Origin of the sequence: Paenibacillus vandeheii, assembly GCF_030433635.1 — a bacterium.
Lineage (GTDB): Bacteria > Bacillota > Bacilli > Paenibacillales > Paenibacillaceae > Paenibacillus > Paenibacillus vandeheii.
In genome coordinates, this window is record NZ_JAROCD010000003.1 from 290,287 (window position 1) to 304,682 (window position 14,396).

16 protein-coding genes, 1 tRNA gene and 1 riboswitch are annotated in these 14,396 nt (G+C 44.5%); of the genes, 12 read left to right on the forward strand and 5 right to left on the reverse strand.

Going from position 1 to position 14,396, the window contains the following annotated elements:
• Nucleotides 1-123: 123 nt before the first annotated feature.
• The 4 genes from P5G61_RS06915 to P5G61_RS06930 all read left to right on the forward strand — a co-directional run bounded on the left by P5G61_RS06915 (nt 124) and on the right by P5G61_RS06930 (nt 4,245).
• Nucleotides 124-927 (forward strand): Cof-type HAD-IIB family hydrolase, encoded by an 804-nt coding sequence (locus P5G61_RS06915; protein WP_301246000.1) that lies wholly within the window; start codon nt 124-126, stop codon nt 925-927.
• 98 nt (nt 928-1,025) lie between these two features.
• On the forward strand, nt 1,026-2,081 hold the full coding sequence (locus P5G61_RS06920) for a hypothetical protein (protein ID WP_301245725.1): 1,056 nt from the start codon (nt 1,026-1,028) through the stop codon (nt 2,079-2,081).
• 101 nt (nt 2,082-2,182) lie between these two features.
• Entirely contained in the window at nt 2,183-2,737 is a 555-nt protein-coding gene (locus P5G61_RS06925; RefSeq protein ID WP_301245727.1) for a GNAT family N-acetyltransferase, read from the forward strand.
• A 377-nt stretch (nt 2,738-3,114) separates the two neighbouring features.
• On the forward strand, nt 3,115-4,245 hold the full coding sequence (locus P5G61_RS06930; RefSeq protein ID WP_301245729.1) for a glycosyltransferase family 4 protein: 1,131 nt from the start codon (nt 3,115-3,117) through the stop codon (nt 4,243-4,245).
• Between the two features lie 91 nt (nt 4,246-4,336).
• On the opposite strand, the gene P5G61_RS06935 is transcribed toward P5G61_RS06930, so the two are convergent.
• Nucleotides 4,337-5,395, reverse strand: a complete 1,059-nt coding sequence (locus P5G61_RS06935; protein ID WP_301245731.1) for a YkvI family membrane protein — start codon at nt 5,393-5,395, stop codon at nt 4,337-4,339.
• Nucleotides 5,396-5,599: 204 nt separating this feature from the next.
• Here P5G61_RS06935 and P5G61_RS06940 point away from each other — a divergent pair, with 204 nt between their 5' ends.
• From P5G61_RS06940 to P5G61_RS06955, 4 genes are all read left to right on the forward strand, one after another.
• Nucleotides 5,600-6,181: a xanthine phosphoribosyltransferase gene (locus tag P5G61_RS06940; protein ID WP_024629265.1), complete on the forward strand. Its 582-nt coding sequence runs from the start codon at nt 5,600-5,602 to the stop codon at nt 6,179-6,181.
• Between the two features lie 98 nt (nt 6,182-6,279).
• Nucleotides 6,280-6,609: a hypothetical protein gene (locus P5G61_RS06945; RefSeq protein WP_024629266.1), complete on the forward strand. Its 330-nt coding sequence runs from the start codon at nt 6,280-6,282 to the stop codon at nt 6,607-6,609.
• A gap of 124 nt (nt 6,610-6,733) precedes the next feature.
• On the forward strand, nt 6,734-6,952 hold the full coding sequence (locus tag P5G61_RS06950) for a hypothetical protein (RefSeq protein WP_024629267.1): 219 nt from the start codon (nt 6,734-6,736) through the stop codon (nt 6,950-6,952).
• Nucleotides 6,953-7,068: 116 nt separating this feature from the next.
• Nucleotides 7,069-7,398, forward strand: coding sequence for a carboxymuconolactone decarboxylase family protein (locus P5G61_RS06955; RefSeq protein WP_301245736.1), 330 nt, complete (start codon nt 7,069-7,071; stop codon nt 7,396-7,398).
• Between the two features lie 99 nt (nt 7,399-7,497).
• On the opposite strand, the gene P5G61_RS06960 is transcribed toward P5G61_RS06955, so the two are convergent.
• Nucleotides 7,498-7,962, reverse strand: coding sequence for a C40 family peptidase (locus P5G61_RS06960; RefSeq protein ID WP_024629269.1), 465 nt, complete (start codon nt 7,960-7,962; stop codon nt 7,498-7,500).
• Nucleotides 7,963-7,967: 5 nt separating this feature from the next.
• Nucleotides 7,968-8,099: riboswitch (cyclic di-AMP (ydaO/yuaA leader) on the reverse strand.
• Between the two features lie 306 nt (nt 8,100-8,405).
• On the opposite strand from P5G61_RS06960, the gene P5G61_RS06965 reads away from it, so the two are divergent.
• From P5G61_RS06965 to P5G61_RS06975, 3 genes are all read left to right on the forward strand, one after another.
• Nucleotides 8,406-8,489, forward strand: a tRNA-Leu gene (locus P5G61_RS06965).
• Nucleotides 8,490-8,884: 395 nt separating this feature from the next.
• Nucleotides 8,885-10,075 carry a glycine C-acetyltransferase gene (locus tag P5G61_RS06970; protein ID WP_301245738.1) on the forward strand — a complete coding sequence of 397 codons (1,191 nt, stop codon included), beginning with the start codon at nt 8,885-8,887 and terminating at the stop codon, nt 10,073-10,075.
• A gap of 37 nt (nt 10,076-10,112) precedes the next feature.
• Nucleotides 10,113-11,072, forward strand: a complete 960-nt coding sequence (locus P5G61_RS06975; protein WP_301245740.1) for an L-threonine 3-dehydrogenase — start codon at nt 10,113-10,115, stop codon at nt 11,070-11,072.
• A gap of 93 nt (nt 11,073-11,165) precedes the next feature.
• Here the strand turns inward: P5G61_RS06975 and P5G61_RS32045 are convergent, their stop codons facing one another.
• The 3 genes from P5G61_RS32045 to P5G61_RS06990 all read right to left on the reverse strand — a co-directional run bounded on the left by P5G61_RS32045 (nt 11,166) and on the right by P5G61_RS06990 (nt 13,307).
• A complete protein-coding gene (locus P5G61_RS32045) occupies nt 11,166-11,285 on the reverse strand; it encodes an IS3 family transposase (protein ID WP_435874068.1) in 120 nt (39 codons plus the stop codon).
• 572 nt (nt 11,286-11,857) lie between these two features.
• Nucleotides 11,858-12,088 (reverse strand): hypothetical protein, encoded by a 231-nt coding sequence (locus P5G61_RS06985; RefSeq protein ID WP_301245742.1) that lies wholly within the window; start codon nt 12,086-12,088, stop codon nt 11,858-11,860.
• Between the two features lie 16 nt (nt 12,089-12,104).
• Nucleotides 12,105-13,307, reverse strand: coding sequence for an MFS transporter (locus P5G61_RS06990; RefSeq protein ID WP_301245744.1), 1,203 nt, complete (start codon nt 13,305-13,307; stop codon nt 12,105-12,107).
• A gap of 236 nt (nt 13,308-13,543) precedes the next feature.
• Between P5G61_RS06990 and P5G61_RS06995 the strand changes: the two genes are divergently transcribed.
• On the forward strand, nt 13,544-14,365 hold the full coding sequence (locus tag P5G61_RS06995; protein WP_301245746.1) for a helix-turn-helix transcriptional regulator: 822 nt from the start codon (nt 13,544-13,546) through the stop codon (nt 14,363-14,365).
• Nucleotides 14,366-14,396: the final 31 nt, after the last annotated feature.

A 14,396-nucleotide genomic window follows, 5' to 3' on the forward strand; every position in this document is an offset into this window, starting at 1 on the left:
GCAAGATCCCACCCGCCGCCGGTTAACAAAGCGGGAGTCCAGAGGGCAGAGCCCTCTGGGGCCCTCCCTCGGAAGGGAGGGTTTGGGTGGGTGCGACTCTCTTACAGATAAGGAATGAAGACAATGACAATTAAATTAATCGCACTGGATGTCGATGGAACGCTGCTTAATGATCATCATGAACTTACCGAAATGACGCAAGAGACCTTAATTCGTGCTTCCCGTCAGGGAGCCGAGATTGTCCTGTGTTCAGGCAGAGGTCCGGCGAATACGATTCCATTTATGGAGCAGATGGGACTTGACGGATATGTCATTACACATAATGGAGCGGTAACGGCACGGGTCGAGACTCGTGAAGTGGTGCACCATTTTGCCATGGATGGACAGGGACTGGAGCCTTTCATAACATACTGCCGAACGCAAGGTGTGCATTTTGATATCAACACGGCGTTTGGACTTTACGTGGATCAGCCGGAAGGTTTGGAGTTGCAGGTACGCGAGATGTATCAAAACTTCATGGCAGAGCCATTAAAGTTGCCACAGTGGGCGGATATGACAGAGCCACTTGCCAAATTCACTGCGTTTGGATCAATCGAGCAGATGAACGCGGTGCAGCAGGAGTGGTCGACCTGGAATCTTCCTTATTATATGACACGCAGCGGTGATTTTTTCATTGATCTGATGCATCCCGAAGCTTCCAAAGGTGCAGCTCTCAAAAGATTGGCTGAAGCCAAAGGAATCCTTCCTTCCGAGATCATGGCGGTAGGTAACTACTACAATGACATCACAATGCTGACCTTTGCAGGCAAAGGGATTGCGATGGACAATTCCCCGGAGGAAGTTAAGGCTGCTGCGGATGAGGTTACACTTTCAAACAACGATCAGGGTGTAGCTCACGCTATCCAAAGATATGTGTTGTCCGTCTAACAATGTGCTCTTAAATCGGATTAGACGTTTTATCTTATAAACTACCGCTCTCAAGGGCATCCTAACAGAATAACGTTAGGAACTGAGGAGGCAGGTACATGGAACTGAAAATAGAGCTGATTCCTGATCTTCGCACATCAGGTGGCGAAGTGCAGGATATTATGGTGGACGGTCAATATGCGGGTTCGCTTCTGCTAGTGTTCAGGGAAGGGGATCGGGTATCCGGCAGCCTTCAAATGGAGCAGAATTCGTTACCTGACGAGTCAGAACAGGTTATTGTCGAGAAGGTGCACGAATATATTCGTTCTCTTGCGGATGCGGTAAGTGCTGCTGAATATGAAGTGCTTGTGAGCTGCGGTACACTGTATTCTGTGTTACAGAAGCCAGAATCCCATACGGATCTGCTAATTCAGTCATCGCAGTCTGATGATACGTATAATCCCGATGGAAAGAATAATCGAGCTGCTGTAAATGAAGTACATGTCATCCCCGGTTCGCAAGCCGAATCATTTACATATGAAGACCCGGAACATATGCTGGAGATGGAAATGGTAAGCGCCGGACGCAGCATATCCACCTATGTATTTAATGACGCGAATGGACAGGAAGTGGCGGAAGCCTCTCTGAAACAATATGGTGCGGATGTACAGGGTGAGATACATTGGTATGATGAACCCCCAGAGAGTTATCAGGATGCCGCTGCTGAGCTGCTGGTACAAGAGCTGGATGAAGAAATAATCGACACCATTACAATTCGCATGTGGCATCAGGGACAGGAACTGGAATCCTTGGAATGGGTCCACCGGGATTTTGCGGATGAGGTAGAGATCGAGTATCCAGAAGATCTGGAAGAGATTGAAGCTGCTGAAGAAGCCTGTTACGTCATGTTAGTGCGCAAAGATCGGGAATTTCGCGTATATGAACTGTATCTGCAAGAACGCGGAGGATTACCTGTCGGTACAGCAACGATTGATACCTCATATGCGGATTTGTCAGGCTATATGGATTACGAGGTTCCTGGCACCAGTGCTCAGCGAAAGAGTTTGGTTGAAGTTCTGATGCGGGAGCTGGACAAAGAGCTTGAATTTGATACATTACATCTCACGATGTTATACCGGAATCAAATTATTGATGAAGCGAAGATAGATGGGTAAGAGGGACATCCTCTTACCTTTTTTGTTGTCTTTTTGACGAAAAAGTCATTTCCCGGTATAGTACCATTAGTTTAAGAGAGACCTGGAAGTGGAGGAGAATCATGAAGCACTCGTTCAGTATCACAACAGACTACATTAATGATGAATTTAAAGTATTGCAGGCTCAGCCGGAAGACACGGAGGATGTGATGTCCCTGCTCATGGAAACAGCCGAATGGCTGCGGAGCCAGGGATCTTCTCAGTGGAATGCGTTGTTAAAGGGTGAGGATTCCCATAATACGGTAGAGGCGATTCAGCGTGGGGACGTATTTGTATTTAAGAAGGGTTCTGACGTAGCTGGCATGGTAATTTTAATGAGCCAGCCAAGCGCATGGGATGTGCACTTATGGGGAAGCAAAGCGCATGCCGGGGATGGCGCACTTTATCTGCACCGATTAGCGATACGTAGAAAATATGCTCAGAGTGGTTTGGGACGGTCGATTTTGCAATGGTCCAGCAGTGGGATACAGTTTGAGGATAAACACGTCGTTCGATTGGATTGCGGAGCGGATAACGCAACATTGAACGAATTCTATAAGCGTAATGACTATAACTTTGTAGGGGAGACAGAAGGCTTTAGTACGTATGAAAAGGCGGTCACAGGCCTGTCGGTATAACCAGTATGCAACATATAAAATACATGTAATAAGCCGGGAGCTACCCACTGCTCACCGGCTTTCATTAGCATATCGACATATCGATAAAGAGGTTTAACTCTCCATTCATATATCCACTTCTTAGCCGAGCATCTCCTGAATATGTTGTATATACGACTCAGAAGTAAAGCTGTGCGCTAGGACCTAACAATATTCGTAATGTCGTCAGCGTCAGAACCAGCATGGTACAATTGATTGTGAAATGAATTCTAATTATTTGGCTGTAATAGACCGAGTGATCGGAAATCTCATTTTGTACCTTTACTGAACATATGTTCTGATATATCATGATGGAAGATGCACGGAGAAGACTTATGCTAGAAAGGGGGAAACTAACGGTGAAATTGCTGCAGGCGCTTTTCTTTCCTCCGGAGCAGCCCGGAGGTGTATCCTCTATGATTCCGTATATGCAAGAGAGGTTTACAACCCCGAGGTGGGAGATGGATCTGTTCTCGCTGCCTAAGCGAATTCGCAACAAGGGCAGAGAGGATATCCAGTTTGAGACGTTCGATTGGACCCAGTATCAGGATAGTCCTGTCGTTCAAAAATATATGCAGACCTACCGGGATTATTTGTGGTGGACCAAGCTGCGTATTCAGAAGCCTTACGATCTGATTCATGCCCATCACCCGATCGCGGGGCTTGCAATGAAGAAGGTTTTCCCGGATGTTCCCCTCATTCAAACGATTCACTCCAGTTATGAGCGAGAGCTAATCCTGAACGGCCGTATTGAGCCGGAAGGACCGGAGCACCAGTTTCTGCTGGCGATTTATGGTGAGCTGGAGCATCAGGCAGAGCGACTATTAACGGTATCGGATTCTTTCCGTCGTTATCTGGCGCCTTATGTGCAGCATCCTGATGTTATCGGTGTGATTCCGAACGGTTTTGATGAGAAAAGGTTCAAGCCCATCCCCCATGAAAATGCCATACCGCAACTGGTTACCGTATGTAGACTGGTTCCGGCGAAAGGGCTGGATATTCTGTTCAAAGCCTGTGCCGAGCTGAAAGCCCGGGGACATGATTACGTGCTTCATATTATTGGGGACGGACCGATTCGTCCCGATTTGGAAGAATTGGCCCAGCGGCTGGGTATTTATAATGAGACTATCTTTTATGGTTATACGCTGCATCCGGAGGAATTCATGCCATTTTTCGATATCTTTGTACTTCCTTCACGGGCCGAGGCATTCGGGTCTGTTTTTGCTGAAGCAGCGCTTAGCTGTCTTGCCCTTGTAGGGACAGATGTGGGCGGCATACCAGAGCAGATCGAGAATGGAAGTAACGGCTTGCTGGTGCCCTCAGAAGATCCGTATGCATTGGCAGAAGCGTTGGAGAAGGTTATGGTTGACCCGGCGTACCGTTATGAGCTGGCTCGTTCGGCATGTGAGAAAGCCAAAACCCATTACTCTCTGGGCAGATCGGTCAATGAACTGAAAAAAATGTATTTGCAATTTCCGAGCCAGAATTAGGTTCTGGAGAGGAAAAAGAAAGAAGCCGCTGGTTTATCAGCGGCTTTTGTTATGTTAAGGGAAGAGATGTATTCAACCATATCGTTCATTGTTATAGATGTTTTTTGCGCCCGCGAAAGCTTCCCCATCGATCCATTACTAATTTTGCACCCCAGAACAGTGCCAAACTTCCGAAAATGGGGTAAAGGATAGAGAGCAGTGAACTGAATCCAAACTGGCTGAGCGAATAACATAAGAGCATGATAGCCAGGATGATCAGTTTGGGATGTACTCGGACATGCTGTCTGAGTTGGAGGGTCATTCCATAAATATCGGCTACAAACGTACTGAAGATTTCCATGAAAATCAGGGATACATAGATTGACTGGACGACCCATCCTAGTTGAAAGGCAATGCTGCCCATTGGAATTTCAAATTGCGTGATGCCAGGCATCTGGGCTGACATGGCAAAGTGAGCTGCCATAAGCATGAATCCTACACCAATCCCCCCCAGAATGCCGCCCCATTTCAGTACTTTTCGGCTGCGAATCTGATTCCCCACCGGAACGAGTACAGCTTGGGCAAGTGCCAGGTTGAATGAAGTATACAACAGAGGCGATAACCAGACCCGGATTGGATTGCTGTCAGTGGTTAATGTAATAAATCGGTTTGCGCCAGGATGATGTATGGTGCTGGTGATCATAAGGAGGGAAAGCAGGAGCATCATGGGCACCACGATACTGTTCATTTGCAGGATGGCCTGAATGCCGCGTCCAAGCAGCAGATATGTACCGATAAGGGTAACAATTAGACCTGTCTGGTAATGGAGCCCCAGATGCTCTACAAAGACCGATCCGGCTCCGGCCAACATGACACTGTTTACTCCAATGAGAATCAGGAGAGTCACCCAGGTAATCCAATTTCCTGCTTTATGACCGAATAGATGCTTGTTGAGATCCTCGTAAGAGCGAGAGCCGGTATCATGGGCAATTAGCATCATTTTTGTACCTAACCAGACAAAGAGTATGGTCGATAAGCCAATGGTAATGGTGGCCCATTTGCCATACTGGGTAAAAAACTGCAATATCTCCTGCCCTGTTGCAAAGCCGGCTCCTACTACCGTTCCGATGTATGTAAATGCGATCTGCAGCACCCGAAATGCCTGTTTCATGTGTTTCCCCTCTCAGGCCCCTGAATAGTTTGGACATGCGGGTGCCATGGTACAAGGTATGCTTGACCCATCAAAGTCATGACAATTGAAGTGCGGCATGGGGTCATTTATATGCTCTGGACAAGAGTAGAGGCAATTTCGCTTGAACTGATAGCCGGATCTATGATACTTTTACGTCATAGGATAGGCTTGGGAGGTCAAATTATGGAAGTATTGAAACAACGGATTTTACAAGAAGGTGTAGTCATGTCAGATCAGGTGCTGAAGCTGGATGGTTTGCTGAATCACCAGATTGATCCTGCATTGACGATGGAAATGGGACGTGAATTTGCCGCTCGTTTTCGTGAAAGTGGTGTAACTCGGGTCATTACAGTGGAGTCTTCGGGAATTCCGGTCGCTTTTGCTGCCGCCTATGAATTGGGTGTTCCGCTGGTATTCGCCCGTCGCAAAAAAACACTTTTGGCTGACCCCGATGCCTACTGTGAAAGAGTGCCTTCTTTTACCAAAGGAATCGTAACGGATATTATGGTATCTCGTGAATATATCCATGAGAATGATCGTATTTTGTTCATTGACGATATTATTGCCAATGGCGATGCTGCTCGCGGTGTTATTAAGATTATCGAACGTTCGGGTGCGGAACTGGTTGGATTCGGTGTCGTGGTCGAAAAATGTTTTCAGGCTGGAGCGCGTACGATTCGTGAGCAGGGCATCCCGGTCGAAGCGTTGGTGCGCATTCGTTCATTGAACGACGGCACCGTGCAATTTGACGATAACGAAATATGACTTTTTAAAGGAAAAAGTGCCTATTTTTATAACAATGCCTTTGCATGACCGTTGATTTCATTTATAATGGGGTTATGTTAGGGAGAGGAGGCAACACCATGGGTAACCAACCGGCAACAGAACAATTTTTTATTGATAAGCTGGCGGAATCGAAAGTACATTTTGAGCGTGCCCTGGATTGTAAACATACGGAATTCGATGACCTTTATCCCTATATGATTGAACATCCTCAATTTTTCTGGTACAAACGCTACGTTGCCTGGTCAGAATTGCTGACGATTGTAGGCTTGTGCGAAGAGTTGTCCTTCTCTTGGAAAGAACAATTTACACCGCATCAAGTGGAGTACCTTGAAGAACGTGTGATGTCCGCCAAAGTGCTTGATTTTTGGTTTGAGAAGAACGACAGCAAAGAGCACGCGCAGCGGTAACTTTCAGTCGGGACATACTTTCGAATGACATGACAGTCCAATACAGTCACGTGAGACCTAAATGACTTTTCATTTAGGTCTCTTTTTGTAAATAATTTTTATGGAGAAAGTAGGCGTCGGAAATATGATCAGTGATGCAGAATTGGATGCACTGCGTTTATCGGGTGAAAAAGTAAGGGTGATTCGGGACGAGATTCAGTCCAATGATGTGACAGGCATTGTCGTAGCCTGGGACGGGGAGCAGGTACTCATTCGCCGTCAGAATCGTCGTGTGGTCAAGCTTGACCGGAATTATCAGTATCAGTTGTTCAGCGAACCACGCAAGAGCCTGCTCGAAGAATAGGACATGCATTTTAGGTTCATTTACCATGGAAGTTTTGGCATAATTGCAGCTCTCGGGAGAGAAGATAGGTACAGTGAGAGTTTGTAACATATCAGCCGAGAGGATGTGCGGTAACCATGACACTGATGAATGATAAGGTTCATGCCTATAAAGATCAGATGGGTGAATTAAGCGACGTGCTGCCTGCAGTGGTGAAGTCCTATCATGAGTTCACTGGAGAATGTTTTCAGGCAGGAGCGATGGATGCCAAGACCAAACAGCTAATAGCCCTGGGCATTGGATTGTTTGCCAATAATGAGGTATGTACGTTCTACCATGTGGAAGAGGCACGTGCCAAAGGAGCGACCGATCAGGAGATTATGGAGACGGTGGCTGTGGCTGGAGCCGTAGGCGGAGGCCATGCGCTGTCTCAGGGTGCAATGAGAGTACAGAAGGCTTTACATTAACCTATGTATTGCAGAACCATTTTGTCCAGCTTTCTGTAGAAAATGTAGGGTAGACAAAGAAAAGGCTCCGGTTATAACCGAAGCCTTTTCGTGTTCAACTTATATTTTGCCCAACATTTTGTTATACATAAACTGTCCTGTTACCCGGCGAGCTGTTACGTAACGATCATTAAAGTAAGGATTGGATAATTGAGTGATACTTACACCCTTGCTGCTCGAAGCGTGAGCGAACTGTCCGCCACCGATATATACACCTGTATGTGAAATGCCATTACCCATCGTATTAAAGAACACCAGGTCACCTGTACGCAGATTAGCTTTGGATACCGGCGTACCAGCCTTGGCTTGCTGCTGCGAAGTACGTGGCAATTCAATGCTGTATTTGTTGAAAATATATCTCATGAATCCCGAGCAATCAAACCCGGCGAGCGTAGTGCCACCCCATTTGTAAGGTATGCCTGTCATGTTGTTTACCACGGTGTTAATACTGCTTGCCTCAGTGCTTGTTGCCCCGGATGTAAATAGTACTGCTGCTCCAAAAATGGAGATGATAAGCTTTTTCAAAATTTGTGTTCTCCCTTCGATGCCTACGGAGTTAGCTAAGGGTTCGGTAGAAGGTTCCCTATATTTCCTATGTATAAGAATAATTCACCCAAAATGGTTCCCCCGTTTTCAAACATGAAACTCGGCAAATGAATAATTAAGTTTTTGTAACCTTTTGAAACTATATTGCATAAATACGAAAATGTCAAACCTGTTTTAATGTTTTCTTAGCACCTCAATGTTAACGGAATTCTGACTTTTTATGTTGAAAAAACTCGAATGTTGGATTCTAATCGATGACAAAAAAGTAACTACTGTTTCAACTGGAGAGAAATTGGACAATGTATTGGTTATATTACATACATTGAAGTGGGAAATTATATTTTTTTTGTTGACACTAATTACCTGCACATGATATATTATTTCTTGTCGCCGCGATATAATTTCTCGGAGATATGATATACGCGGTCGTGGCGGAATTGGCAGACGCGCACGGTTCAGGTCCGTGTGGGCTAACCCCCGTGGAGGTTCGAGTCCTCTCGACCGCATCATACTCATCATCAATAGGTTTCTGTTCTGCGCTTTTATGCAGATCAGAGCCTTTTTTATATTTGTCAGGATATTCAGGCTTCAACTCATCACCTGCGCGGAACTACAGGATATATCGTTCTAGAGACTAAACCGTCTTTTTCTAACTCACGAAGCTGATGGGTTAATGACAGCAAAAGATATAAGCAAAGATTTAGTAGCGATTGCTTCCGGGAATGGGGGAAGCAATCGCTATGTTTTTTTGCGGATATTTTATTTTTTTGTCCACCACATGTGTACAAAGAATGAAAAAGATGATACATTGAAATTAGTTTAATTCCTTTTATAACAGGGTTTTTTGGAGGAATACTATGTCTCCTGTACGAGGACATACGTATATCGAGGAGGGAATGGAATGTCAAGTCAGGCATTGGACCAATTTTTAAGTTCGAACATCGAAGATCTAAAGACTAAAGGTCTATATAACGTCATCGATACGCTGCAGGGTGCAAATGGTCCTGTTATTCGCATCGACGGAACGTCCCTAATCAATTTGTCTTCCAATAACTATTTGGGACTGGCAACAGATTACCGCCTGATTGATGCTTCAGTTAAGGCGTCGCAGACATACGGGGCAGGCGCAGGGGCTGTGAGAACAATCAATGGTACGATGGATCTTCATATTGAGCTTGAAGAAAAACTGGCCCGTTTCAAAAAAACGGAAGCCGTTATCGTGTATCAATCAGGTTTTAACTGCAATATGGCTGCTATATCCGCGGTAATGGACCAGCATGATGCGATTTTATCCGATGAGCTGAACCACGCTTCGATTATTGATGGCTGCCGCCTGTCGAGAGCTAAGGTGATTCGCTTTAAGCATTCGGATATGAATGATTTAAGACAGCAGGCGAAAGATGCCAAGGAATCCGGTCAGTACCATAAAATTATGGTCATCACCGACGGGGTTTTCTCCATGGATGGTGATATAGCAAAGCTGCCCGAAATCGTGAAAATAGCAGAAGAATTCGATCTGATTACTTATGTGGATGATGCCCACGGTTCGGGCGTTCTCGGAGCAGGTGCGGGAACCGTGAAGCATTTTGGATTGTCCGACCGCATTGACTTTCAAATTGGTACTCTTTCCAAGGCGATCGGCGTTGTCGGCGGTTATGTGGCTGGTAAAAAACAACTGATCGAATGGTTGAAGCTGAGAAGCCGTCCGTTTCTGTTCTCGACATCGCTACCTCCGGCTGCAATCGCTTCTTGCAGCGCTTCTGTCGACATTTTGATGAATGACAAAGAGCTGATCGAGAAGCTGTGGGAGAACGGCAATGATTTGAAAAACGGCTTGAGCCGGCTTGGATATGATGTAGGCCAAAGCGAAACGCCGATCACTCCTTGTATCATTGGCGATGAAGTAACCACCCAACAGTTCAGCAAACGGCTCTATGAAGAAGGCGTTTACGCCAAGGCAATCGTGTTTCCGACGGTTCCCAAAGGAACCGGAAGAATACGCAACATGCCGACAGCTGCCCATACCAAGGAGATGCTCGACCAGGTGATCTCCGTTTATGAGAAAGTTGGCAAGGAAATGAAGCTGATTTAGCTGCATTCGTGGGAGTATATTTCGGGAGGAATGTCTTATGAACAAGATTTTGGTGACCGGAGCACTGGGCCAAATCGGTTCTGAGTTAGTTGTTAAATTACGTGAAATTTATGGTGCGGATCACGTCGTTGCTACGGATCTCAGGTCATCAGCCCACGAAATTACCCGATCCGGGCCATTCGAGCTGCTGGACGTGACGAATGATAAGGCGATGTTCGAAATCGCCAAGCGGTACGAAGTTGATACCGTCATCCATTTGGCTGCGCTGCTGTCGGCTACCGCAGAGGAAAAACCGCTGCTTGCCTGGAATTTGAATATGGGCGGATTGATGAATGCACTTGAAGTATCCAGGGAGCTCGGCTGCCAATTTTTCACTCCAAGCTCCATTGGATCTTTTGGTCCTTCGACTCCGAAAGACAATACCCCGCAGGATACGATCCAGAGGCCCAATACGATGTACGGCGTGAACAAAGTGTCCGGCGAACTGCTTTGTGATTATTATTTTCACAAATACGGCCTGGATACCAGGGGGCTGCGATTCCCGGGTTTGATATCTTATATGACGCCTCCCGGCGGAGGAACGACGGATTACGCGGTGGAAATTTATTACGCAGCCGTGACGGCTGGCCGGTATACATCTTATATCGCCAAGGACTCAAACATGGACATGATGTATATGCCGGATGCCCTGAACGCTATCATCGAATTGATGGAAGCGGATTCTTCCCGGTTGATGCACCGAAATTCATTTAATGTCACCGCAATGAGCGTGGATCCGGAGGCGATCGCTGCAGCGATTCGGGATGAGTTTCCCGGCTTTATCCTTGATTATGACGTTGATCCGAAGAGACAGGCGATTGCCGATAGCTGGCCACATTCCATTGATGCGACGGCAGCGAAGACAGAATGGGGATTTCATTCCCGCTACGACCTGAAGGCCATGACGAAGGATATGCTTTCACAGCTAAGCGAGAGACAAATGCTTCGCAAGGCTTAAAGTTATTATGAATTCGCGGTGCAAAGCGAGTAGAAATACAAAAGAAGCTGCATCAATAAAATGTACCCCTTGTAAAGGACAATTAAAAAAAGGTTAGGCCACTTCAAGCTGCTGCCTGTAACGCGCAGGCGGCTGCTTCTTTAAGTTCCATTGACCTCGATAATGATTGTAATAGATCATGTAGCTTTTCACTTCTTGCGTAACTTCTTCCAAAAGTCATACACGTTTTGAAATTCGTTTCATCTTTAAAATGCCCAAAGAATGATTCTTGTGGAGCGTTATCCCAACAGTTTCCTCTACGTGACATGGATTGACTTAGCCCCATTTTTTTCACAAGCTTTTGGAACTTCGGATTGGTGTAGTGAAATCCTTGATCCGAATGAATCAAGGCACAAGGCATCCAAGGTGAGATGGCGATGTTTCCTGAGTTGTTTCAACGTGTCGATCGCAATGTCCAAACCAAGTGAAGCAGAGACTTCATAGGCTAAAATTTCATTCGTTTCGGCGTCTTTTATCGTGGACAGATAGGCCCGCTTGTTTTTCCCATAGGTTAAATACGTGATGTCGGTTAAGAGAACTTGACCGGCGACCCCTGGCTTAAAGGCTCCCTTCTTCCTTCCCTGGTAACGGTAGGCTTTAGAAGAATCGCTTTGACGTTTTCATCGTTTTGTTCCTGTTTTTGACGATATAATTGAGCATTTTCACTACGATATCGATAGTAGCCCGAACGTGAGACCCCGGCAATTTTACAAAGAACATGTACCTTTCGCTGGAGAGGGTATACCTTAATTGAATTTCTTTTTTCTCATCTGCCTTTCGAGTTGAGCGAGCTTTTTTAAAAATTCATTCTCCGCTTCAAGCCATTTCATTTTTGGAGCTATGTCAAGAAAGTAGACACTTACGCCGCGAATTTGTCCGTAAATTTCATTGCAAAGCGAGCAGGGGAAAGATAACCTAGCGCGCCATGCATTCTCGTTGCCGCTGTTCTCCCATAGAGACAAACCTCCATTAGTCATATTATCCTTCTGTCCGTTAACGGGTGTCCACTTTTCCTTCTTTTCGTTTGTTTGAATAGCCAAGTTTTAATATACTAGGTTTAAATGAAAGAACAACTAGCAAAATAACGATAATTGTAGCTAATGCATTTAGAATCGTAAGCGACTGAGACAAGTCAAAAAATAAATTCAATAAGCCAACCCCGACAATTGGGAATATAAATCCTGAGTAGGATGCGAAATAATAAGCCGAAATCACCTTTGAGCGGTCTTCAGGTTTTGGTGCAATTCCAGCCAACTGCAGGCTTGCTTGGAATGACCATCCGCCACCAATAGCTTGAATGAAGATTCCCATCCAAAGTAGTACAATATTTGTTGAGATCCCCGCAATAACCATTAACCATGCGCCAATTAATTGAAGGATGATGCCAATTCGTATCCGAATGACTGGTCGCTGTGGCCAGGATATCCGTTGTGCTAATCCGCCGCCACCAAGAAGAAGTAAAATTAACAACCCCGAAATTGAAAGATTGGACGTATGAAGAACGGTTTTAACATATGTGGGAATTATCGATATAACGATTCCGTTAAGGGAAAATACTATAAACCCAGTTAATCCAATAAACGACCAAAAATCAGAACGAATATCTCGGGGGATAGATATTTTTATTCGCATTGGCTCTTTTTTATTTACTAATTGATGGTTGTCAGGTATAGACACTAGGAAGATGGTTGCACTTATTAACAGCAGTAAAAGAGTTACAAATGGGAACCGAAGTTGTTGGAAGTGGATATATTGAATAATCAACCCACTTATTGCGGGTCCCACGCCAAATCCAACCATGACACCCATGCTAGATAAAGTTAATGCTTTAGAAGTCATTTCTTTAGGACTTTTCTTTAGCAACAAATTAGTCGCTGTACCCATAAAAAGACCGAATCCAATACCTTCTAATATTCTTGAAAGATAAAGCTGCCAAGCACTAGTGCCTATAATAAACAAGATAATTGAAATAATTGAAGAAATAATACCAATCATGGTTATTTTCTTTAATCCATACACAATCCCTATTTGTCCAGCGACTAATAATGACGGTAGAAGAAATATAGCATAAACGGCAAATAGGAAAGTGATTTCCAGATTGCTTAAGTGAAATTGTTCCTGATATATAGGGAAGAGTGGCGTAGGGAATGTAGTCCCAATCGCCATAACAAATATTACCCACAACATTCGTTTCATAATTGATTACCTCTCTTGTTATGTGAATTTTAGTAATGGGAAGTCAAGAGCCTCTTCGTTATACTTCCCTGATGCGGTTAGTGTATACTACTCGGCGGTGATCTATTTAATATATATGAGAGACAATATAACAGCTAGAGAATAATGCATCATAGGAGTAGAACTCCTACTTTAACTATAAAAAGTAATAAACTACTGCTTGATGCTAAAAAAATGATGGAGGATGTTAAAGAAATATGGATACAACACGCAATAAACAATTAGGAGAGTTTTTAAAAACAAGGCGGGCAAGGATTAATCCTGAAATGGTAGGATTATCTTCAGGAGGTAGAAGACGTACAGCAGGGTTAAGGCGTGAAGAAGTGGCACTATTAGCTGGTATCAGCGTAGATTGGTATACATGGTTAGAACAAGGTCGGAACATTCATGTATCCACTCAGGTATTAGAAGATGTTGCGAGAGTTTTGCAATTGAGTGTTAGTGAAAAAAGACATATGTTTTTGTTAGCCGAACAAGCCATACCAATTGAAAGTATTGAAAACAAAATTCAAATAAGTTCATCGTTGCAATATTTTCTTGACTACCAGAATCCATGTCCAGCTTATGTGACAAATTCAAGATGGGATTTTGTTGCTTGGAACCAAGCTGCATGCGAAGTTTTCGGAGATTATAATAAAATGTCTGAACTAGAACGTAACTCTGTCTGGCGTATTTTTACATCATCTTATATGATGAATCTCTTGGACCAATGGGAAGAACATGCACAGAGAAGATTGGCTCAATTTCGAGATTCTCACGGTAAATATATAGATGACCCGTGGTGGAATGAAATGATTGATAAACTCTCGAAAAAGAGTGAGAAATTTAGAGAATGGTGGCCTCAATATGAGATTATGGGTGCTCCTGAAGGGAACAAGGTTCTTCATCATCCTCAAGCAGGTGAATTGATTCTAGACCATATTTCTTTTCAGGTTAGTGAGTCGCCGGATTTGTTAGTTACTATACATTTAGCTAAAACAAAGAAGACATTTGAAAAACTACAAAAATTACTGAACTAATACCATTGTAGGGCGCAATTGTAGCAAATCA

Coding starts and splice junctions, on each gene's coding strand:
- P5G61_RS06915 (WP_301246000.1), top strand. CDS start 124: ATGACAATTAAATTAATCGCACTGGATGTCGATGGAACGCTGCTTAAT.
- P5G61_RS06920 (WP_301245725.1), top strand. CDS start 1,026: ATGGAACTGAAAATAGAGCTGATTCCTGATCTTCGCACATCAGGTGGC.
- P5G61_RS06925 (WP_301245727.1), top strand. CDS start 2,183: ATGAAGCACTCGTTCAGTATCACAACAGACTACATTAATGATGAATTT.
- P5G61_RS06935 (WP_301245731.1), bottom strand. CDS start 5,395: ATGAAACAGGCATTTCGGGTGCTGCAGATCGCATTTACATACATCGGA.
- P5G61_RS06940 (WP_024629265.1), top strand. CDS start 5,600: ATGGAAGTATTGAAACAACGGATTTTACAAGAAGGTGTAGTCATGTCA.
- P5G61_RS06945 (WP_024629266.1), top strand. CDS start 6,280: ATGGGTAACCAACCGGCAACAGAACAATTTTTTATTGATAAGCTGGCG.
- P5G61_RS06950 (WP_024629267.1), top strand. CDS start 6,734: ATGATCAGTGATGCAGAATTGGATGCACTGCGTTTATCGGGTGAAAAA.
- P5G61_RS06955 (WP_301245736.1), top strand. CDS start 7,069: ATGACACTGATGAATGATAAGGTTCATGCCTATAAAGATCAGATGGGT.
- P5G61_RS06970 (WP_301245738.1), top strand. CDS start 8,885: ATGTCAAGTCAGGCATTGGACCAATTTTTAAGTTCGAACATCGAAGAT.
- P5G61_RS06975 (WP_301245740.1), top strand. CDS start 10,113: ATGAACAAGATTTTGGTGACCGGAGCACTGGGCCAAATCGGTTCTGAG.
- P5G61_RS06985 (WP_301245742.1), bottom strand. CDS start 12,088: ATGACTAATGGAGGTTTGTCTCTATGGGAGAACAGCGGCAACGAGAAT.
- P5G61_RS06990 (WP_301245744.1), bottom strand. CDS start 13,307: ATGAAACGAATGTTGTGGGTAATATTTGTTATGGCGATTGGGACTACA.
- P5G61_RS06995 (WP_301245746.1), top strand. CDS start 13,544: ATGGATACAACACGCAATAAACAATTAGGAGAGTTTTTAAAAACAAGG.